Source organism: Bradyrhizobium sp. USDA 326, assembly GCF_049739485.1.
GTDB lineage: Bacteria > Pseudomonadota > Alphaproteobacteria > Rhizobiales > Xanthobacteraceae > Bradyrhizobium.
The window spans coordinates 6,272,144-6,292,500 of record NZ_JBMGQA010000001.1 but is presented as its reverse complement, the minus strand read 5'-3'; the positions used below and the strand labels follow the sequence as shown (position 1 = coordinate 6,292,500).

Here is a 20,357-nt window from a genome sequence, read left to right as displayed (position 1 = left end):
GGGCGGCCTCGCCGCCCAATGTTTCATACGGGCCGACGCTTGATGCGCCAGACTGTGCCGACGAAATCTGAAGGACCATTCGCGACGCTGCGGAGTGACAATCCCGCGCGTCGCAATGGTCCCGAAGCTTCCGGTTCGGCAAGGCGCGAGAGACGGCGTTTCGGCCTTCCCCTCACCCCCGAATCAGGTGGACCGTCGCGTCACCCGGCGGCGCGATACGCGCCCACGGTTTATCGCGCCCGCCGCCGCCAAGAGTTAAGACATGCCCAACAAGATGTTGATCGATGCCACCCACCCGGAAGAGACCCGGGTCGTCGTGGTCCGCGGCAATCGCGTCGAAGAGTTTGACTTCGAGACCGCGCAACGCAAGCAACTGCGCGGGAACATCTACCTCGCCAAGGTCACAAGGGTTGAACCCTCGCTCCAGGCCGCCTTTGTCGAATATGGCGGCAATCGCCACGGCTTCCTCGCCTTCAGCGAAATCCATCCTGACTATTATCAGATCCCGGTCGCCGACCGGCAGGCGCTGATCGAGGCCGAGGAACAGGCCCATCGCGAGGCCGAGGAAGAGAGCGAGAACCGCTCGCTCGGCCGCCGCCGTTCGCGCCACCGCAGCGCCCGCCGCCGCGGTCATGGCGAGCGCGTGCGCAGCGACATCGTCGAAGGGCTCGAGGTCGGCGCCGATCCCGCAGCCCAGCCCTTGGAGGGCGAGGCGCTGCCGGAGCATGCCGAGAACGCCCTGCCCGAAGGCGAGCATCTGCAGGCGGATGCGGAGCACCACGGCGAGCACGAAGGCCATGATCACCACGACCACGATCACGGCGAACATGCTCATGGCGAGCATGATCACGACGATCATCACGGCCATGACGACGAGCACGCCCGTGATCACGATCATCACGACCATGAGCATGCCGACGAGACGCCAGCGCCCGTCGCGGCCGTCGGTGCCGAGCCGGTGGTTGCGACCGAGACCGTTGCCGCGCCACAGGATGCGGAGGCCTCCGAAGCGCACGCTTCCGAAGCCCATGCGGAAGCTCTGGCTGAGGCCGTGACATCGGCCGCTGAGCCGGCCGATGCGGTGTACGCCGCCGTCGAGAATGCCGAGACGTCCGCCGAGGCTGCGGAAGCAACCAGCGAAGACGACGAGGATGAGGACGAGGACGGCGAGGAAGCCGAGGAAGAAGTCGTCGAATCCGTCGGCGGCGACGACGTGCTGGAGGAAGTGCCGGAGCGCACCTTCCGTCCGCGCCGCCAGTACAAGATCCAGGAAGTCATCAAGCGCCGCCAGGTGATGCTGGTGCAGGTGGTCAAGGAAGAACGCGGCAACAAGGGCGCGGCGCTGACGACCTATCTCTCGCTCGCCGGCCGCTACGCCGTCCTGATGCCGAATACCGCGCGCGGCGGCGGCATCAGCCGCAAGATCACCAGCGCGCAGGATCGTTCGCGCCTGAAGGAAGTGGTGCAGGATCTCGACGTGCCCGAGGGCATGGGCATCATCCTGCGCACGGCAGGCGCCTCTCGCACCAAGCCCGAGATCAAGCGCGACTTCGAATATCTGATCCGGATGTGGGAAACGGTACGCGACCTCACGCTGAAGTCGCAGGCCCCGACCCTCGTCTATGAAGAAGGCTCGCTGATCAAGCGCTCGCTGCGCGACCTCTACAACAAGGAGATCGACGAGATCCAGGTGGCCGGCGAATCCGGCTACCGCGAAGCGCGCGACTTCATGAAGATGCTGATGCCCGCCAATGTCAGCGCGGTGAAGCAATATCGGGACGGCCAGCCGTTGTTCTCGCGCATGGGCGTCGAGAGCCAGCTCGATGCGATGTTCTCGCCCACCGTGCAACTGCGCTCCGGCGGCTACATCGTGATCAACCAGACGGAGGCGCTGGTCTCGATCGACGTCAATTCCGGACGATCGACCCGCGAGCACCATATCGAGGACACCGCGCTCAAGACCAATCTGGAAGCGGCCGAAGAGGTCGCCCGCCAGCTGCGCTTGCGCGACCTCGCCGGCCTGATCGTCATCGACTTCATCGACATGGACGAGAAGCGCAACAACCGCGCGGTCGAGCGCAAGCTGTCCGATTGCCTCAGGCAGGATCGCGCGCGCATCCAGGTCGGCCGCATCTCGCATTTCGGCCTGCTCGAGATGTCGCGCCAGCGCATCCGCGCCAGCGTGCTGGAGTCTTCGACCGATCCGTGTCCGCATTGCGGCGGCACCGGCCATGTCCGCTCGGTATCCTCGGTGGCGCTCCAGCTGCTGCGCGGCCTCGAAGAGATCCTGATGAAGGGCGCGACCCACAATCTCGTGGTCCGCACCCGCACCGATGTCGCGCTCTACGTGCTGAACCACAAGCGCGGCCATCTGCGCGACCTCGAGAACAGCTTCAAGGTCACGCTGTCAGTCATCGCCGACGCAAGCGTCAGCGGGCCGCAGGCATATGTGATCGACCGCGGCGAGCAGGTGCATACGCTCGAAGCCGCCAAGGCGCTGCTCGCGGCGCAAGTGGCTGCGAGCCCGCCGCCACAGGCCGAAGAAGCCTATGACGACGAGGATGGCTTCGACCTGGAGACCGAATCCGAGGTCGAGACCGACGAGACCGAAGGCCTTGCTGACGAGCAGGCTGGCGGCGAGGCAACCTCCGAGCAGGACGGCCAGCGCCGCAAGCGCCGTCGCCGACGGCGCGGCCGCGGTGGCCAGCGCGAGGGTGAGTTGCGCGAGGATACGGCGCCGACCCTGCCCGAGCCCGCGATGATCGCCGGCGAAGGCGAGGAGGAGACCGAGTCCGAGCAGGATGGCGAGGAAGGCGAAGAACAGGCAGCCCGTGGCGAACAGCAGGGCAGCAGTGATCGCCGGCGCCGGCGTGGTCGCCGCGGTGGACGCCGCCGTCGCGGTGGCGGCGAGGAAGGTCTTGCCGGCTCCATCAGCGACGAGCTCGGCACCAGCCAGCCGCTCGAAGCCGTCGACGCAGTTGCCGATTTCGATGGCTTCGGCAGCCAGGCTTCGCCCTCGATCGCGCAGGCCGAACTCAGCACCGAGCCGCAAGTTGCGCAGCCCGAGCCGCGCGCCGAGGTACAGACCGAGGCGCCGGCCCAGCCGGAGCCGGCTCCCGCCACGACGATTGCAGCGTCAGACGAAGATTCCGCCGGAGACAAGGCCGCGAGGCGCCGCTCCACGGTCCGGGAGAAGGTGAGCCTCCTGCTGAACAGCCAGCCCGAGCCGGCCACGCCGGTCGCGCAAGTGACCGAACCGGTTGCTGTGCCCGCGCCGGCACCTGAGCCCGCGCCGGAGGCCGCGCGCGAAACCCCGGCAGCCCCACGTCGCGCCGGCTGGTGGTCGCGCCGCTTCGGCGGCGGCGAATAAGAGGGACATCCAGATGAAACCGCCCGGCCAAACCGGGCGGTTTTTTGGTTGGCGAGGTCAGTTTCGATGCGACGTGCAATAATTCTCGGCGGCGGCATGGTCGGTGTGAGCGCGGCGCTGCACCTGCAGCAGCGCGGCTGGTCCATCACGCTCGTCGACCGCAGGGAGCCTGGCCGCGAGACCAGCTACGGCAATGCCGGGATGATCCAGGCGGAAGCGGTACGCCCCTATCCCATGCCGCGCGACTTCGCTTCGCTCTTGAAGATCGCGACCGGCCGCACCAACGACGTGCGCTACAGCCTCTCCTCCCTCCATCTCCACATCGAGCCCCTGCTCCGCTACTGGTGGCATTCGGCGCCGAAGCGGCATCGCGAGGCGATCGAGGCATGGGCACGGCTGATCGCCTACGCAACGACCGAGCACGACATCCTGATCCGCGAGGCCCATGCCGACAATCTCATCCGCCGTGCCGGCTACCGAGCGTTGTTTCGCGACCCCGCTTCATTGGATCTCTCGATCAAGGCCGCGGAAGAGGATCAGCGCGAATTCGGCGTGAACTTTCGCGTGCTGTCGGGCAGCGAGCTTGCCAAGGCCGAGCCGATCCTGCGCGACGATCTCCCAGGCGCGATCCACTGGCTCGACACCTGGACCGTGTCAGATCCCGGGGCACTGGTCACGGCCTATGCCGAGTTGTTCGAGCGCCTCGGCGGCAGGATCGTACTCGGTGATGCGCAGTCGCTGCAACAGACCGCGACCGGCTGGTCGGTCGACACCGACAACGGACGCCTCGATGCTCCCGACGCCGTCGTGACGCTCGGACCGTGGTCGCCCGACCTCCTCCACAAATTCGGCTATCGCATCCCGCTGGTGCGCAAGCGCGGCTACCACATGCACTACAGCGGCGGCGCTTCGCTCGACCTGCCTCTCATCGACAAAAGCGGTGGCTACGCCATGGGACCGATGGCCAAGGGCATCCGCATCACCACCGGCGCGGAATTAACGGGCGCGGACGCATTGGCAACGCCGGTGCAGCTCGCCAGCGCCGAAGCTTCTGCACGCGAGCTGATCGACCTCGGCAAGCGGGTCGAGCCGGACCCGTGGTTCGGCACAAGGCCCTGCACGCCCGACATGCTGCCGGTGCTCGGCCCCGCCCCGCGCCACCCCGGCCTCTGGATGAACTTCGGCCATGGCCATCAGGGCTTCACGCTAGGACCGGCAACCGGACGCCTGCTCGCGGAGATCATGAGCGGCGAGACGCCGGCGGTCGATCCCACGCCATATCGGCCTGAGCGGTTCTAGCATAAAGGAAAAGGGCTGATCGAGGATATCGACCAGCTCTTTTGGTTCGGGACCCGACGGCGCATTGCGCCGCCACAGGCGATCGTCGGATCAGTCCGTGGTGATCGCCGTCTCCATGTCGGTCGGATCGATCTGCTTGGCGAGATTGGCGTTGAGCTTGTCGCGGTCGAGCTCACCCTCCCACCATGCGACGATCACGCAGGCGACGCCGTTGCCGCACAGATTGGTCAGCGCGCGGCACTCGCTCATGAACTTGTCGATGCCGAGCACGATCGCCATGCCCGGCACGAGGCGCGGGTCGACCACGGCGAGCGTCGCGGCCAGCGTGATGAAGCCTGCGCCGGTGATGCCGGAGGCGCCCTTCGAGGTCAGCATCGCCACGACCAGGATCGTGAGCTGCTGGCCGAAGGAAAGATCGACGCCGAGCGCCTGCGCGATGAACAGCGTCGCCAGCGTCATATAGATGTTGGTGCCGTCGAGGTTGAAGGAGTAACCCGTGGGCACCACGAGGCCGACGACCGACTTGGAGCAGCCGAGCCGCTCCAGCTTCTCCATGAGCGACGGCAGCGCGCTTTCCGACGACGAGGTGCCGAGCACGATCAGCAGCTCGTCCTTGATGTAGGCCAGGAACTTGAAGATCGAGAACCCGGCAATGCGCGCGATAAGGCCGAGCACGACGAACACGAACAGCGCCGCGGTGACATAGAACGTGGCGATCAGACCGACCAGGTTGAGGATGGCGCCGGTGCCGAACTTGCCGATCGTGTAGGCCATCGCGCCGAACGCACCGATCGGCGCCGCGCGCATCACGATCGAGATGACGCCGAACACCGCGTGCGCAGCATCGTCGATGAAGCTGCGAATCGTATGGCCGCGCTCGCCGAGGCTCATCAAGGCAAAGCCGAACAGCACCGCGAACAGCAGCACCTGCAGAATTTCGCCTTGCGCGAAGGCGCCGACCACCGTGTCGGGAATGATGTGCAGCACGAAGTCGACGGACCTCTGGCCGGCGGCCTGCTTGGCGTAGCCTGCAACGGCCGCCTCGTTCGCCGCCGCATTGCCGAAGCCGGAGCCCGGCTTGACGAGATTGCCGACGATGAGACCGATCACCAGCGCGAAGGTCGAGACGACCTCGAAATAGACCAGCGCCTTGACGCCGATGCGGCCGACCTTCTTGGCGTCCTGGATGTGGGCAATACCGGAGACGACGGTGCAGAAGATGATCGGGGCGATCACCATCTTGATCAGCTTGATGAAGCCGTCGCCGAGCGCCTTGATCCATTCATTGGTGGCGACCTGCGGCCACAGCCAGCCGACGATGGCACCGAGCACGATCGCGATCAGCACCTGGACGTAGAGGACCTTGTACCACGGCTTGGCGACGGGCGGCGCGACCGGCGCTCCCGCCATCGTTGTCGTCGTCATGGTTTCACTCCCCCTCAAAACACCGGGCCAGCCAAGATCAACTTGGCCGGCCCTGTCAACTGGAACTGCTGGTTGTAGCGCGTCTTACCCGCGGCGCTCGACGATCCGGCGTGCCGCCGGCATCAGGGCCGCGCCGAGCGCATTCTTGACCAGTGAGGCCGCAATGAACGGCGCGATGCCGACTTGCCAGGCCTTGGCGGCACCAAAGCCGAGTCCGAACGCCAGCCAGCCGAAGCCGGCGGCCAGAATGGCGATATGGCCAACGGCCATCGCCGCAAACAGCAGCATCACGCTGCGATCCCAGCCGCGCTCGGCGAGCCAGCCGGTCGCGAAGGCAGCCAGCACGAAACCGAACAGATAGCCCGCGGTTGGGCCGACCAGCGGAGCAATCCCACCCACGGGACCGGCGAACACCGGCAGCCCGATCGCGCCCTCGGCGAGGTAGGCAATCATGGTTGCGCTGCCAAGCCGCCAGCCATAGGCGGCGCCGATCATCAGCACCACCAGCGTCTGCAGCGTCATCGGCACATAAGGCAGCGGCAGGTTCACCTTGGCCGACAGCGCCATCAGCGCGGTGCCGAGCACAATCAGCACGACGGCACGCAGAGCGCCGACGGCTTCGCCCGGCCGGGTCGGCCACATCAAAGCGGAGAGAGAGGAATGTGGCGCAGCGGCGGACGGGATGGAACGGTCTGACAAGTTGAACTCCGGAAGGCTGAAGAAAACTGGCGCAGTTATTTAAGCCACTCAGCAATCCGGTCAACTGCCTCTCGCATCTCATCGAGCGAGCGGGCATAGGAAAACCGTATGAATGAACGGCCATGGATGGGATCGAAATCGACGCCGGGCGTCGCCGCCACGCGCGCCTGCTCCAGCATTTGCTTGGCGAACTCGAAACTGTCCGAGGTAAAATCCGAGACGTCGGCGTAAAGATAGAAGGCGCCGTCGGCGGGCAGGAATCTCGTCAGTCCGGCTCTGGGCAATCCATCGATCAGGATACGCCGGTTTTCCTGATAGCCGTGCTTGATTTCCTCCATCTCGGCCGCGCCGTCGAAGGCAGCCTCTGCCGCGATCTGCGACAGGGACGGCACCGAGATCAAGAGGTTCTGTTGAAGCCGCTCGATCGGGCGCACCATGATCTCGGGCACGACCATCCAGCCGACACGCCAGCCCGTCATGCAAAAATACTTCGAGAAGGAGTTGATCACGAGTGCGTGCTCGGACAGCGCCGCCGCCGTCACGGCTGGAAACGCGTAATCGAGCCCGTGATAGATCTCATCCGAGATGAAGCGGATGCCCGCGTCTTCCGCGGCCGCGATGAGGCCGGCAAGCGCCTCGCGGGACATCATCGTGCCCGTCGGATTGGCGGGACTGCCGACCAGCACGCCCTTCAGCGGCGCCTTGCGATGGGCGGCGAGCAGCGCCTCACCGGTGAGTGCGTGGCGCGTCTCGTCCGTGGTTTCGATCAGCACCGGCTCACAGCCGAGGGCGGTGAGGATGTGACGGTACGGTGGATAGCCCGGCACGGTTACGGCGACGCGATCGCCGGGCTCGAACATCGATAGGAAAGCCAGGATGAAGCCGCCGGAGGAGCCCGTGGTCACCACGATCCGCTCGGAGCTGACGTCGCAGCCATAGGTGTCGCGATAATGGCGTGCGATGCGCTCGCGCAGACTGGGGATGCCGAGCGCGGAGGTATAATCGATCCGTCCGGCCTCCAGCGCCGCATGAGCGGCGGCGATCGCCGTTCTGGGCGCGCCGGCCGCGGGCTGACCGACCTCCATATGGATGACATGGCCACCGGCGGCCTCGATTCGGGCCGCCGCCGCCATGACGTCCATCACCATGAACGGGGGAACTTCGCTGCGGCGGGAGGGCTCGAGCCACTGCCCCAACCGATTCCTCAATGTCGCCTCGTGCATCGATTTCTGCTATTCGCTGGCGGACCGATCCGTCCGGTCCGGAAAACAGGGCGCTTGCGCCCCAGACTGGCCGCATTGTACGGCTCATAAAGGGCGCGGCTCACAAGGGGCATATCGCGTATCCGGTCCGCCGCCAATCGCCAAAACCAATCACGAAACTGCCTGACCAAGACCGTTTGACCCAGACCGCTCGATGTTGCTCCAGATCGCATTGCGCCAGAAGTCTTCCGCTCTCACCACCCTCGTCACGGCCGCGGCGATCGCGCTGACGCCGTTCTCGGCCGCGCGGGCACAGGCCAAAGGGCCGCCGGTCCTGCGCGACACCGAGACGGAGCAGCTGCTGCGCGAATACACCCGCCCGATCCTGCGCGTCGCCGGTCTGGAAAAGCAGAACATCCAGATGGTGATCATCAACGACGGCTCGTTCAACGCGTTCGTCGCGGACGGCCGCCGCATCTTCGTCAATTGGGGCGCGATCCTCCAGTCCGAGACGCCGAACCAGATCATCGGCGTGCTCGCGCACGAGACTGGACATCTGGCCGGTGGTCATCTGTCCAAGCTGCGCGAGCAGCTCGCCACGGCCCAGACCCAGATGATCATCGCGATGCTGCTCGGCGCCGGCGCGATCGCCGCCGGCAGCACCCGCAGCTCGAGCGCCGGCAACAACGGGCTGGCCAATGCCGGTGCGGCCGCGATCGCCGCTCCGCAGGAGATGATCCGCCGTACGCTGTTGTCCTACCAGCGCCAGCAGGAGGAGAATGCCGACCGCGCCGGCGTGAAATTCCTGACTGCGACCCAGCAATCGCCGAAGGGCATGTACGAGACCTTCAAGCGCTTCACCAGCGAGAGCCTGTTCGCATCGCGCGGCGCCGATCCCTATCTCCAGTCGCATCCGATGCCGGCCGAACGCGTCGCCGCACTCCAGGAATTCGCAGGCTCCAGCCCATACTGGAACAAGAAGGACGATCCCGCGCTTCAGCTCCGGCACGACATGGTCCGCGCCAAGATATCCGCCTTCATGGAGCGGCCGGAGACGGTGTACCGCCGCTATCCCCAGACCAACGACAGCCTGCCGGCGCGCTATGCCCGCGCCATCAGCACCTATCTGCACGGGGATCTGCGCAGCGCGCTCACTCAGATCGACGCGCTGATCCAGGTTCAGCCGAACAACCCCTACTTCTACGAGGTGCGCGGCCAGGCGCTCTTGGAGAGCGGCAAGCCGGCCGAGGCGATCCCTGCCCTGCGCAAGGCGGTCGCCCTCTCGAACAACGCCCCCCTCATCGAGATGTTACTTGGGCAGGCTCTGGTTGGAACCGAAAATAAAGCCTACACGGACGATGCCGTTCGGATTCTCCGCGCTGCTGTGGCCCGAGAGCCCGAGGCGGCGCTCGGCTATACCCAGCTCGCGATGGCCTACGGCCGGAAGGGAGACTATGCCGAGGCAGATCTCGCCTCGGCCCAGGCCGCTTACCTGCGCGGCGACAACAAGACCGCCCGCGAGCTTGCTACGCGCGCGAAAACCCGTTTTGCCGTCGGCACGCCCGGATGGGTCAAGGCCGACGACATCGTGGCGGCGAAGCCGCCGCGCAATTGATGCAACCGACGCAACTCGACGCCCCGATACCACGACGTCACGACACCGAGCCCAAGTCCACCGGGACGTTTTTCGAAACCTGCTTTGGATAAGAGGATTTGCCTATGCCTTCGCTGCGCCTGCTTGCTCCTGCATTGTTCGCATTCGCCATGTTCGGCGCAGCCGTGCCCGCCTCGGCCGACAGCTTCTCCGGTGCCCAGCGCACCGACATCGAGGCCATCATCAAGAACTACCTCGTCAGCCACCCCGAGGTGCTCGAGGAGGCCATGGCCGAGCTCAGCAAGCGCCAGGCCGCGGCCGAAACGCAGAAGCACGAGGCCAGCATCGCGCAGAACGCTGATGCGATCTTCAACTCGCCGCGCCAGGTCGTGCTCGGCAACAAGGATGGCGACGTCACCTTCGTCGAGTTCTTCGACTACAATTGCGGCTACTGCAAGCGCGCGATGGACGACATGCTCACCCTCATGAAGAGCGATCCGAAGCTGAAGATCGTGCTGAAGGAATTTCCGGTGCTGAGCCAGGGTTCGGTCGAAGCCGCCCAGGTCGCAGTCGCGGTGCGCATGCAGGATCCCTCAGGCAAGAAATACCTCGACTTCCACCAGAGACTGCTCGGCGGCCGGGGCGCGGCCGACAAGGCGCGCGCGATTCAGGCGGCGAAGGAAGCCGGCCTCGACACTGCTCGAATCGAGAAGGACATGGCCAGCCCCGAGGTGCGCGCCACCATCGAGGAGAATTTCAAGCTTGCCGAAGCGATGGGCATGAACGGCACGCCGAGCTACGTCATCGGCAAGCAGATCGTGATCGGCGCCGTCGGCGTCGAAGGCCTCAGAGAAAAGATCGGCATCGCCCGCTGCGGCAAGGCAACCTGCTAGAAGCGACCTGCTAGAGGCGACTTGCTGATCGCGCTCTTCGCAACTCGTGCATGCAAGCAAAAGGGCCGGCTGAAGAGCCGGCCTTTTTCGCGCGCCTAACGTTGTCTCGTGCAAAGTCATTCATCTGGCGTTCAACAAACAAATGCCGCGGAACAGGCGAAGTTCCGGAACAACTCAAATCTCCTTTCGTTGTCGGCGCGGGCAATGACGCAAGACACGTGAGGAGAATTTTCGATGTTGAACCGCTTTATGATCTCGGTTGCCGCAATCGCACTCGTCGCGGGCACCGGTCTGGCAAACGCACAGGGCACCATGGGCCGCGACAGCGGTGGCGGCGCCGGTGGCTCGCAGCAGATGCAGCACTCGCAGCCCTCCGGCGGCGCCGCAGAGCGCGGCGGCTCGATGGGTCGCGATTCCATGAGCCACGACAAGGGTACCGTCGGCCAGGCTGGCGGCTCCAGCACGATGAAGTCCGATCGCGCGTCCGAAGACAAGTCCGGCGCGATGAAGGACGAGCGCTCGGGCGGCGCGATGAACAAGAACGCGGCCGAGGACAAGGCTGGCGCCACCAAGGGCCAGCGCACCGACGAACGCGCGCAGGGTCAAATGGATAAGTCCCAGCACGACAAGTCCAAGAGCATGAGCCAGGACACCAGCAAGTCCGGCAGCAGGGACCAGAAGGACATGAAGGCTGAGGGCAGCAAGAGCGGTTCCTCGACCAACAACGCCGAGAACCGGCCGGGTACCGGCACGAGCACCAACCAGAATGCTCAGGGCCAGACCGGCACCAGCACGACCCAGAACGCGCAGGGCCAGAGCTCGACCACGGTCGGCCAGGCCGGCGCCGCTGCCAAGCTTTCGACGGAGCAGCGAACGCAGATCACGTCGGTGATCCGGGAGCAGCGCGTTGCTCCGGTGACGAACGTGAACTTCTCGATCGCGGTCGGCACTCGCATCCCGCGTGAGGGCATTACGCTGCACACCCTGCCCTCGCGGGTCGCGACCATCTATCCGGAGTGGCGGACCTACAGGTACGTCCTGGTCCGCGATGAGATCGTGATCATCAATCCGGACACCTACGAGATCGTGGCGGTCCTGAACGCCTAAGGCAGGACAGCGGCAACTTCGGGGGCGGGCAGCGATGCCCGCCCCTTTGCATTCGGCCCGCAGCCATGCTTCGGACTGGTTAACAAGCAATTTCCGTAGTTTGCGCACAGGTTTTTGCGCGCTGGATGAGGTGCCTGAACCCACTCCTCAGGCCCTTCGAGGCTTCCCCTCACGCGCTTTGTTACCTATAACCCCCGCCACGCCGAAGCACCTCTTCCGGGAATGGAATGGCCGAACCTGCAACCGACACGATCCTCGTCCTGAACGGGCCGAACCTCAACATGCTGGGGACGCGCGAGCCCGAAAAGTACGGCCATGCGACGCTGGCCGACGTCGAGGCGCTATGCCGGGAGACAGCGGCGACCTTCGGCCTGAAGGCCGATTGCCGGCAGTCCAACCGCGAAGGCGAACTGATCGACTTCATCCACGAGGCGCATCGGCGCAAGATGAAGGGCATCGTCATCAATGCCGGCGGCTATTCCCACAGCTCGATCGCGCTGCATGACGCACTGCTCGCGGTGCAGATCCCGACGGTCGAGGTGCACGTGACCAACATCCACGCCCGCGAGAGTTTTCGTCACCATTCCTACACCGCACGCGCGGCCTTCGCCTCGCTCTGCGGCTTCGGCATCGAGGGCTACCGCCTCGCCATTCAGGGCCTTGCCGCCAAGCTCGGCATCAAGCCCAACGCCTGACGCCCCCTTTTCAACAGAACATTCGGATCAAACAACATGGCGCGCCAGCCAGACGACAAAGCAGCCGCAAAATTTTCCAGCGAGGATTCCGCGCTCGTCCGCGAGCTTGCCTTGCTGCTCGATGAGACCAGCCTTACCGAGATCGAAATCGAGCGGGCGGGGCTGCGCCTGCGCGTCGCCCGCAACATCAGCGTTGCCGCGACCATGCCGATGCCGGTGGCAGCCGGTCCTGCCGCCGTGGCGGCGGCAGGAAGCGCCGCCGCGCCCGCCACTGCCGCGGCCGATCTGTCGAAGCATCCCGGCGCCGTGACCTCTCCGATGGTCGGCACCGCCTATTGGGCGCCGGAGCCGGGCGCAAAACCGTTCATCGAGGTCGGCACCAAGGTTGCGGTCGGCCAGACGCTGCTGATCATCGAAGCCATGAAGACGATGAACCAGATTCCCTCGCCGCGCGCCGGCACGGTGACGCAGATCCTGGTCGAGGACGGCCAGCCGGTCGAGTACGGCGAGCCGCTCGTCATCATTGAGTGAGGGAGTGGCGAATCGCGAGTAGCGAATAGCTGCTCCTGCCCTATTCGCCATTCGCTATTCCCCATTCGCGCCCCGAGGCACCATGTTCGACAAGATCCTCATAGCCAATCGCGGCGAGATCGCCCTTCGCATCCTCAGGGCCTGCAAGGAGCTCGGGATCGCGACCGTCGCCGTGCACTCCACGGCCGACGCCGATGCCATGCATGTGCGGCTGTCGGATGAGAGCGTCTGCATCGGGCCGCCCTCATCCAAGGACAGCTATCTCAACGTGCCCGCGCTGCTCGCGGCCTGCGAGATCACGGGCGCCGACGCTGTGCATCCCGGTTACGGCTTCCTCTCCGAGAACGCGCGTTTTGCGGAAATTCTCGCCGAGCACAATCTGCATTTCATCGGCCCGAAGGCCGAGCACATCCGCCTGATGGGCGACAAAATCGAGGCCAAGAAGACGGCGAAGCGCCTCGGCATCCCCGTGGTGCCCGGCTCCGACGGCGCGGTCGGTCCCGATGACGACGCGATGGCGATCGCCAAGGCGATCGGCTTCCCGGTGCTGGTGAAGGCGGCGGCGGGCGGCGGCGGCCGCGGCATGAAGGTCGCGCACAGCGAGGCCGACCTCCTGCTGGCGCTGTCGACGGCGGCCAACGAGGCCAGGTCCGCCTTTGGCGATGCTTCCGTCTATCTGGAAAAATATCTCCAGAAGCCGCGCCATATCGAGATCCAGATCCTCGGCGACGGCCGCGGCGGCGCGATCCATCTCGGCGAGCGCGACTGCTCGCTGCAGCGCCGTCATCAGAAGGTCTGGGAGGAAGGCCCCTCGCCCGTGCTGTCCGCCGCCGCGCGGGCCAAGATCGGCGAGACCTGCGCGAAAGCGATGCGCGAGATGAAATATCTCGGTGTCGGCACCATCGAGTTCCTGTTCGAGGACGGCGAGTTCTACTTCATCGAGATGAACACGCGTATCCAGGTGGAGCATCCCGTCACCGAGAGCATCACCGATATCGACCTCGTGCTGGAACAGATCCGCATCGCCGCCGGCGGCGACCTGCCCGCCAGACAGGATGAAATCCAGGTCATCGGCCACGCGATCGAGTGCCGCATCAATGCCGAGAACCCGCAGACCTTCCGCCCCTCGCCCGGGCGGATCCAGCAGTATCATCCGCCCGGCGGCCTCGGGGTCCGGATCGATTCCGCCGTCTATCAGGGCTACACGATCCCGCCCTATTACGATTCGCTCGTCGGCAAGCTGATCGTCCACGGCAAGACCCGCGCCGAATGCCTGATGCGGCTGCGCCGGGCGCTGGATGAGATGGTGGTCGAAGGCATCGAGACCACGCTGCCGCTGTTCCGTGCACTGGTGCGCGAAGACGACATTATCAACGGCGACTACCACATCCACTGGCTGGAGCAGTACCTCGCCGGCAAGCCGGAACCTGCAGCGAGATAATCTTCCGCCCCTTCTGGAACCCTTTGGCCCCGATCGCGTTCTGGACGGCGGGCGCAGTTCCAAGGGGGCGTTTTGAACTCCACTGAACATCGACAGGTGAACCGTCGTGACGGCTGAAGCCCACCGACGGCGCGCATTCTGGCAGATCCTGCTGTTCGCGGCGGGGCTGTTGGTGCTGACCGTGATTAGTGCCGGCTCCGTCTACCTCGTCAACAAGGCGCGGGAGGACAGCAAATGGGTGGTTCACACCATCGAGGTGGAGAACCAGGTCAACGCTCTGCTGCTAGAAGTCCGGCGCGCCGAGAGCGGCGCTCGCGGCTATCTCCTGACGCAGGGTGAGAATTTCAGGGTCGACCATGAAAAGGCCGTGGCGGCGATCATCCCCGCCCTCGACAAGCTGACGCGCCTGAGCGGCGACAATCCAGCGCAACGCGAGAACGTCGAAAAGCTGAGCGCGGCGATCGAAATCCGCCTCGGCCAGTTCGCGCAGGAAATGGTGTTCATCCGGCAGGGCCAGCCGGACAAGGCCGTGGCACTGGTGCGCGAGGCCGCGGCCCAGGACACCACGACGAGGATCGCCACCGTTGCGAATGCGATGATCCAGGAGGAGGAGCGCCTATTCCGCCTCCGCACTGCCAATTCCGACCGCAGCCAGACCCTCGCCGCGTCGATGACCGGCATCGGCTCCGGCCTCGTGGTGGTGCTGGCGATGCTCTCGATCTGGCTGGTCCGGCGGTCGACCCGCGCCCGCGACGAGGCCGAATCGCGCCTGCGCGATGCCAACGTCAATTTGGAGGCCGTAGTCGACGAACGCACGGCCGACCTGCGCGAAGCCAACGACGAGATCCAGCGCTTTGCCTATATCGTCAGCCACGATCTGCGCTCGCCGCTCGTCAACATCATGGGCTTCACCAGCGAGCTCGAGGAGCTCGGCGGCGATATCTTCCGCCGCATCAGCAGCCTCGCTCACGTCCCTGCGGAGGGAGCGCCGCTGGCCCCCGCCGGGCCGGGCGAGATCGCGCTCGAAGGCGCCGACAAACAGCTTTCGGAGGATTTTTCCGAAGCTCTAGGCTTTATCAAGACGTCGATCGCCAAGATGGACCGGCTGATCTCGGCTATCCTCAACCTCACGCGCGAGGGCCGGCGCGAATTCCAGCCGGTGAAGATCGACACGCGCGAGCTGATCGAGGCCATCGTCTCGACGCTGGCGCACCAGGCGGCCGAGGCACAGGCCGAGATCCACGTCGAGCCCCTGCCGAACCTCGTGAGCGATCGTCTCGCACTCGAGCAGATTTTCTCCAATCTGATCGACAACGCGATCAAATATCTCAAGCCCGGCGCGCCCGGCGAGATCAGAATCCGCGGGCGGACCAAGCTCGGCTACGCTATTTTCGAGATCAGCGACAACGGCCGCGGAATCGATCCGAAGGATCACCAGCGGATATTCGACCTATTCCGCCGCGCGGGAACCCAGGACAAGCCCGGCCAGGGCATCGGTCTTGCGCATGTCCGTGCACTTGTGCGTCGCCTCGGCGGCACCATGTCGGTATCATCGGAACTGAACGCGGGCAGCACCTTCACGATCACGCTGCCGATCGCCTGGAATGTGAGCAACCGGAACAGAGATCGATGACCCAGCCTGTCACCATCATCATGATCGAGGACGACGAGGGCCACGCCCGCCTGATCGAGCGCAACATCCGCCGCTCGGGCGTCAACAACGAGATCGTCTCGTTCACCAACGGCACCGACGCGATGCGGCACCTGTTCGGCGCCGACGGCTCGGGCCTCGTGCAGAAGGGCAATGCGCTCCTGATCCTGCTCGACCTCAACCTTCCCGACATGACCGGGATCGACATCCTGAGGCAGATCAAGGAAAACAAATATCTGAAGGCCTCGCCCGTGGTGGTGCTGACCACCACCGACGATTCCCAGGAAATCAAGCGCTGCTACGAGCTCGGCTGCAACGTCTACATCACCAAGCCCGTCAACTACGAGAATTTCGCCAATGCCATCCGGCAGCTCGGGCTGTTCTTCTCGGTCATCCAGGTCCCGCCCGCCGCCACATGAACCAGCGCACGCCGACACTGCTCTACATCGACGACGACGACGCGCTGGCGCGCCTGGTCGATCGCGGCCTGACGCGGCGCGGTTACAGGGTCGTTCATGCCGCGAGCGGCGAGGAAGGTCTCGAGCGCATCCGCCGCGCCAGCGCCGAAGGCGGCATCGATGTCGTGGCGCTCGATCAGTACATGCCGGGCCTCGACGGGCTGGAGACGCTCGAGCAGATCATGGCGATCCCGGACGCGCCACCGGTCGTATTCGTTACCGCCTCGCAGGATTCCAGCATCGCGGTCACGGCGCTGAAGGCGGGGGCGGCCGACTATCTGGTAAAGGATGTCCAGGGCGACTTCATCCCGCTCCTCCATGTCGCCGCCGAAGGCGCGCTGCGCCAGGCCGCGTTGCAGAGGGCGCGCGAGGAAGCCGAAGCCGAGATCCACGCCTCGCGCGACCGCTACGCGGCGCTCGCCGCCGAACGCGAGCTCCTGCTGCGCGAGGTCAACCACCGTGTCGGCAATTCGCTCCAGATCATTGCCTCGTTGTTGCACCTTCAGGCGAGCTCCGCCGCCCAGGACGAGGTCAAGGCGGCATTGACCAACGCGATGGGCCGCGTCGCCGCGGTCGCGCAGGTGCACCGCCGCCTCTACACCTCACAGGACCTGAAAAGCGTGGTCCTGAGCCAGTATCTGGACTCGCTGCTGGAGGATCTCCGCCGCTCGGCCGAAGGCAACCGGATGTCGCGCCTGACGCTGAAGGCCGAGCCGATCGAGATCGATCCGGACCGTGCGGTCGCCGTCGGCATCATCGTCAACGAGCTGGTGATGAACGCTGTGAAATACGCCTATCCCGACGGCGCCGGCCCGATCCATGTCGAGCTGATCTCGCAGGGCGACGATCTCCTGCTCTCGATCACCGACGACGGCGTCGGCGACAACGCCAAGGCCGATCCACGCTCCACCGGCATGGGCCAGCGCATCGTCGCGGCCATGGCCTCCAAGCTCGACGCCTCGGTCGAGCGCGATCCCGTGCATTCCGGAACCCGGGTCGTGCTGAAGTTCGGCCGCATGCCCGCAGCCCCCGGCAAGACCAGCACCGCCGCCGCGAGCTGAGCTCGCGCTCGGCGGCGCCACCCATCGCAACCGCATTGCGATCCTGCTATGATGGCAAGCCATGACTTCGCGCGACTCCGCCCCCTCTGAAATCACGCCGGCCGTGCTGCTGCGCGCCTATGCCTGCGGCATCTTCCCGATGGCGGAAAACGCCGACGATCCGACCCTGTTCTGGGTCGAGCCGGAGTTGCGCGGCGTCATCCCGCTCGATGGATTTCGCGTCGCCTCGCGGCTTGCGCGCACCGTTCGTTCGGATCTGTTTCGCGTGACCGTCAACACCGCGTTCAAGGCGACGATCGCCGGCTGCGCCGCGCCACAGGCCGGACGCGAGGACACCTGGATCAACAAGCGCATCCGCGACCTCTATGGCGGCCTCTTCGAGCTCGGCCATTGCCACAGCGTCGAGGCCTGGCAGGGCGACGACCTCGTCGGCGGGCTGTACGGCGTCAGCCTGGGACGGGCGTTCTTCGGAGAGAGCATGTTCCACACCGCGCGCGATGCCTCGAAGGTCGCGCTGGTGCATCTGGTCGCGCGGCTCATTTATGGCGGCTTCGAGCTGCTCGACACCCAGTATGTCACCGAGCACCTGAAGAGCTTTGGAGCGGTCGAGATTTCGCGGCGACGCTATACGGCACTGCTCGACAGGGCGCTGGCGGGCGAGCCTGGAGATTTCCTGAGGCTCTCCGACGGCGAAGCGATCCCCGGCGCACGCGCCCTCGAGATCATCGCCTCACGGCAATGATCGTTTGCCGGGCTTAGCGGCCGAACCCGGGAATACCGAACAGACCTGGCCGCTGCTCCGGCGGCGGCGGTGGCGGAGCCGGTTGCTGCTGCGGTGGTGGCGGCAAGGGCTGCGGCGGACGCTGCTGCACGGCCTGCTTGGGCGCGGCCTTCTTCTGCGCGGGCGGCGGTGGCGGCGGCTTTGCCGCGGCCGGATCCGGTGCCGCGGTCGCAATGGTCTGCTGCGGTTCTTTGCAGTCGGTGAGCCAGATGTCGTAGATCGGATGCTCGACGCCGTGCAGGCCCGGGCTTGCCGCGTACATCCAGCCCGAGAAGATGCGCTTCACCTCGCCCTGCAAGGTGATCTCGTCGACCTCGACGAAGGCGTCGGTGTTGGCGGCTTCTGTCGCCGGCCGCGTATAGCAGGCGTCGGTCTTGACCCTGAGCGCACCGAACTGGACGGTCTCGCCGATCTCCTCGTCGAAATTGATGATGCGCCCGGTGATCTTGTCGAGGCCGGAGAAGGTCGCCTTCTTGTTCACGATCTTCTGGGCCGGCGGCTCGGTCACGACCTCGTCGCCCGGCTGAAGGCTCGCCGGGGTCTGCGGGACGGTGCCCGGCGCACCCTTCTGCTGGGGCTGGCGCTGACCAGGCGCACCTTGCGGACCGGGCGGAGCGATCGCCGCCGACGGCAGCTGGTTTGGCGGCGCGACGGTCGAGCCCGGGGGCGGCGCCAGCGGCTGGCTCTCGACCGGGCCCGGCATCGCGTTACCTTGGCGGCCCTGCGGCGGCGGCATCGGGCGCGACGGCAGCACGCGGCCCTGCGGGGGCAGCTCCGGTACCTCTTCGTCGTCCTCGGGGACCTGCGGCTGGCCGCGCGGAATGCTGCCGGGCGGCCGCAGCGGCGGCGGATCCGAAAAGATCGTGCCGATCTGCGCCTGGGCCGGGGTCGCGACGGTCAGCGCGGTGGCGGCCAGCAGCGCCGCAAGGCCTGTCAGGGAAAAGGTTTTGAACATCTCGCGCGGCTTGAACAGCGAATCGGGCTTGTTGGACATTCTACAGGGGATACCGCCGCTCGCAGGCCTCCGGTTAACACGCCGAATACGGCGGGGGAAGGGCGGCATCCCTGCCCTTCCCGGCGCGGTCTGGCCAGGCCAGCTCCCGGATGGGATAGTCATGAGCCCCTCCCCGGGGCCGAACGCGGGCGTTGTCCCGAAAATACCATCCAACAATAACCGGAAACCCCAAGGTCCCTTTCATGCCCGTTGTGCTCGATCCCGATGCAGCCGCCGTCTACAAGGCCTTCCAGGAGGCCGGCCGCCCCGCCTACGAGACCCTGAGCGCGGGCGAAGCGCGCGCCTATTATTCGCAGGCGCGCTTTGCCACCAACCCGGAGCCGCCGGAGCTCGCCCGCGTCGCGCCGCTGGCGATCCCGGCGCCGCACGGAACGATCCCCGCCCGCCTCTACGTGCCCAAGGAACCGCGCCAGCGCGAAGGCCTGTCGCCGGCGCTGGTGTTCTTTCATGGCGGCGGCTGGGTGATCGGCGATCTCGATTCCCACGACGTGGTCTGCCGCCAGCTCGCGGCCGAGGGCGCGCTGATCGTGGTCTCGGTCGACTATCGCCTCGCGCCCGAACACAAGTTTCCCGCCGCCGCCGATGACGCGATCGCCGCGACCAAATGGATCGCCGCGAATGCGCGCCAGCTCGGCATCGACGCCTCGCGCCTTGTGATCGGCGGCGACAGCGCCGGCGGCAACCTCGCCGCGGTCGTGGCGCTCGCCGCGCGTGACGCTGGCGGCCCCGCGCTCGCGGGCCAGGTGTTGATCTATCCGGCGACCGATTTCGCCATGACGCACGGCTCCCATAGCGAGCCCGAGACCAGCGTGCTGCTGACGCATTCGGTGATCCGCTGGTTCCGCGACCACTACCTCAATGGCGCCGCCGAGATCCACGACTGGCGCGCCTCGCCGGCGCGCGCGCAGAACCTTGCCGGTCTGCCGCCGGCCTATGTGCTGACCGCCGGCGCCGATCCGCTGCGCGATGAAGGCAACGAATATGCCGAGCGCCTCAGGCAGGCCGGCGTACCCGTGACCTACAAGCACTTCCCCGGCCAGTTCCACGGCTTCTTCACCATGGGCAAGCTGTTGCGGCAGGCCAACGTCGCCGTGAGCGAGATCGGCGTCTGGCTGAAGGGATTGGGCTGACCTGC

Annotated in this window: 17 protein-coding genes; 13 read left to right on the top strand and 4 right to left on the bottom strand. The window is 65.9% G+C overall.

The genetic code is table 11. From position 1 onward, the window contains the following. Positions 1–262 precede the first annotated feature (262 nt). Both ABIG06_RS29580 and ABIG06_RS29575 read left to right on the top strand, forming a co-directional pair. Complete coding sequence (locus ABIG06_RS29580; RefSeq protein WP_370139560.1) at positions 263–3,370, top strand: Rne/Rng family ribonuclease; 3,108 nt, start codon at positions 263–265, stop codon at positions 3,368–3,370. A gap of 66 nt (positions 3,371–3,436) precedes the next feature. Further along, entirely contained in the window at positions 3,437–4,669 is a 1,233-nt protein-coding gene (locus ABIG06_RS29575) for an NAD(P)/FAD-dependent oxidoreductase (RefSeq protein WP_370139559.1), read from the top strand. 90 nt (positions 4,670–4,759) lie between these two features. On the opposite strand, the gene ABIG06_RS29570 is transcribed toward ABIG06_RS29575, so the two are convergent. The 3 genes from ABIG06_RS29570 to ABIG06_RS29560 form a co-directional block, all read right to left on the bottom strand. Further along, positions 4,760–6,094: a dicarboxylate/amino acid:cation symporter gene (locus ABIG06_RS29570; RefSeq protein ID WP_370139558.1), complete on the bottom strand. Its 1,335-nt coding sequence runs from the start codon at positions 6,092–6,094 to the stop codon at positions 4,760–4,762. 84 nt (positions 6,095–6,178) lie between these two features. Then, entirely contained in the window at positions 6,179–6,736 is a 558-nt protein-coding gene (locus tag ABIG06_RS29565) for a biotin transporter BioY (protein WP_370140940.1), read from the bottom strand. 92 nt (positions 6,737–6,828) lie between these two features. Beyond that, the gene (locus ABIG06_RS29560) at positions 6,829–8,016 is read right to left on the bottom strand and encodes a pyridoxal phosphate-dependent aminotransferase (protein WP_370139557.1); all 1,188 of its coding nucleotides are present in this window, start codon (positions 8,014–8,016) and stop codon (positions 6,829–6,831) included. Positions 8,017–8,209: 193 nt separating this feature from the next. Here ABIG06_RS29560 and ABIG06_RS29555 point away from each other — a divergent pair, with 193 nt between their 5' ends. The 10 genes from ABIG06_RS29555 (at position 8,210) to aat (ending at position 18,168) form a co-directional block, all read left to right on the top strand. Next, on the top strand, positions 8,210–9,610 hold the full coding sequence (locus ABIG06_RS29555; protein ID WP_124162621.1) for a M48 family metalloprotease: 1,401 nt from the start codon (positions 8,210–8,212) through the stop codon (positions 9,608–9,610). Positions 9,611–9,714: 104 nt separating this feature from the next. Continuing rightward, positions 9,715–10,482, top strand: coding sequence for a DsbA family protein (locus ABIG06_RS29550; RefSeq protein ID WP_124162620.1), 768 nt, complete (start codon positions 9,715–9,717; stop codon positions 10,480–10,482). Between the two features lie 234 nt (positions 10,483–10,716). Continuing rightward, entirely contained in the window at positions 10,717–11,589 is an 873-nt protein-coding gene (locus ABIG06_RS29545) for a DUF1236 domain-containing protein (RefSeq protein ID WP_124162619.1), read from the top strand. A gap of 227 nt (positions 11,590–11,816) precedes the next feature. After that, positions 11,817–12,284: a type II 3-dehydroquinate dehydratase gene (gene aroQ / locus ABIG06_RS29540; protein ID WP_124162618.1), complete on the top strand. Its 468-nt coding sequence runs from the start codon at positions 11,817–11,819 to the stop codon at positions 12,282–12,284. Between the two features lie 36 nt (positions 12,285–12,320). Next, positions 12,321–12,815, top strand: coding sequence for an acetyl-CoA carboxylase biotin carboxyl carrier protein (gene accB / locus ABIG06_RS29535; RefSeq protein WP_124162617.1), 495 nt, complete (start codon positions 12,321–12,323; stop codon positions 12,813–12,815). A gap of 82 nt (positions 12,816–12,897) precedes the next feature. Further along, positions 12,898–14,256, top strand: a complete 1,359-nt coding sequence (gene accC / locus ABIG06_RS29530) for an acetyl-CoA carboxylase biotin carboxylase subunit (protein ID WP_124162616.1) — start codon at positions 12,898–12,900, stop codon at positions 14,254–14,256. A gap of 106 nt (positions 14,257–14,362) precedes the next feature. Next, the gene (locus ABIG06_RS29525; protein WP_370139556.1) at positions 14,363–15,889 is read left to right on the top strand and encodes a sensor histidine kinase; all 1,527 of its coding nucleotides are present in this window, start codon (positions 14,363–14,365) and stop codon (positions 15,887–15,889) included. Continuing rightward, positions 15,886–16,326 (top strand): response regulator, encoded by a 441-nt coding sequence (locus ABIG06_RS29520; protein WP_124162614.1) that lies wholly within the window; start codon positions 15,886–15,888, stop codon positions 16,324–16,326. The genes ABIG06_RS29525 and ABIG06_RS29520 overlap by 4 nt, the downstream gene beginning before the upstream one ends. After that, complete coding sequence (locus ABIG06_RS29515; RefSeq protein WP_124162613.1) at positions 16,323–17,426, top strand: sensor histidine kinase; 1,104 nt, start codon at positions 16,323–16,325, stop codon at positions 17,424–17,426. The genes ABIG06_RS29520 and ABIG06_RS29515 overlap by 4 nt, the downstream gene beginning before the upstream one ends. A gap of 61 nt (positions 17,427–17,487) precedes the next feature. Continuing rightward, positions 17,488–18,168 (top strand): leucyl/phenylalanyl-tRNA--protein transferase, encoded by a 681-nt coding sequence (gene aat / locus ABIG06_RS29510; RefSeq protein WP_124162612.1) that lies wholly within the window; start codon positions 17,488–17,490, stop codon positions 18,166–18,168. Between the two features lie 13 nt (positions 18,169–18,181). On the opposite strand, the gene ABIG06_RS29505 is transcribed toward aat, so the two are convergent. Next, on the bottom strand, positions 18,182–19,201 hold the full coding sequence (locus ABIG06_RS29505; protein WP_370139555.1) for a DUF2155 domain-containing protein: 1,020 nt from the start codon (positions 19,199–19,201) through the stop codon (positions 18,182–18,184). A 203-nt stretch (positions 19,202–19,404) separates the two neighbouring features. Here ABIG06_RS29505 and ABIG06_RS29500 point away from each other — a divergent pair, with 203 nt between their 5' ends. Then, positions 19,405–20,352, top strand: a complete 948-nt coding sequence (locus ABIG06_RS29500; RefSeq protein ID WP_124162611.1) for an alpha/beta hydrolase — start codon at positions 19,405–19,407, stop codon at positions 20,350–20,352. Positions 20,353–20,357: the final 5 nt, after the last annotated feature.

Excerpts from the sequence above, each read along its gene's own strand:
- ABIG06_RS29580 (WP_370139560.1), top strand. The coding sequence starts at position 263 with ATGCCCAACAAGATGTTGATCGATGCCACCCACCCGGAAGAGACCCGG.
- ABIG06_RS29575 (WP_370139559.1), top strand. The coding sequence starts at position 3,437 with ATGCGACGTGCAATAATTCTCGGCGGCGGCATGGTCGGTGTGAGCGCG.
- ABIG06_RS29570 (WP_370139558.1), bottom strand. The coding sequence starts at position 6,094 with ATGACGACGACAACGATGGCGGGAGCGCCGGTCGCGCCGCCCGTCGCC.
- ABIG06_RS29565 (WP_370140940.1), bottom strand. The coding sequence starts at position 6,736 with ATGTGGCCGACCCGGCCGGGCGAAGCCGTCGGCGCTCTGCGTGCCGTC.
- ABIG06_RS29560 (WP_370139557.1), bottom strand. The coding sequence starts at position 8,016 with ATGCACGAGGCGACATTGAGGAATCGGTTGGGGCAGTGGCTCGAGCCC.
- ABIG06_RS29555 (WP_124162621.1), top strand. The coding sequence starts at position 8,210 with ATGTTGCTCCAGATCGCATTGCGCCAGAAGTCTTCCGCTCTCACCACC.
- ABIG06_RS29550 (WP_124162620.1), top strand. The coding sequence starts at position 9,715 with ATGCCTTCGCTGCGCCTGCTTGCTCCTGCATTGTTCGCATTCGCCATG.
- ABIG06_RS29545 (WP_124162619.1), top strand. The coding sequence starts at position 10,717 with ATGTTGAACCGCTTTATGATCTCGGTTGCCGCAATCGCACTCGTCGCG.
- aroQ (WP_124162618.1), top strand. The coding sequence starts at position 11,817 with ATGGCCGAACCTGCAACCGACACGATCCTCGTCCTGAACGGGCCGAAC.
- accB (WP_124162617.1), top strand. The coding sequence starts at position 12,321 with ATGGCGCGCCAGCCAGACGACAAAGCAGCCGCAAAATTTTCCAGCGAG.
- accC (WP_124162616.1), top strand. The coding sequence starts at position 12,898 with ATGTTCGACAAGATCCTCATAGCCAATCGCGGCGAGATCGCCCTTCGC.
- ABIG06_RS29520 (WP_124162614.1), top strand. The coding sequence starts at position 15,886 with ATGACCCAGCCTGTCACCATCATCATGATCGAGGACGACGAGGGCCAC.
- ABIG06_RS29515 (WP_124162613.1), top strand. The coding sequence starts at position 16,323 with ATGAACCAGCGCACGCCGACACTGCTCTACATCGACGACGACGACGCG.
- aat (WP_124162612.1), top strand. The coding sequence starts at position 17,488 with ATGACTTCGCGCGACTCCGCCCCCTCTGAAATCACGCCGGCCGTGCTG.
- ABIG06_RS29505 (WP_370139555.1), bottom strand. The coding sequence starts at position 19,201 with ATGTCCAACAAGCCCGATTCGCTGTTCAAGCCGCGCGAGATGTTCAAA.
- ABIG06_RS29500 (WP_124162611.1), top strand. The coding sequence starts at position 19,405 with ATGCCCGTTGTGCTCGATCCCGATGCAGCCGCCGTCTACAAGGCCTTC.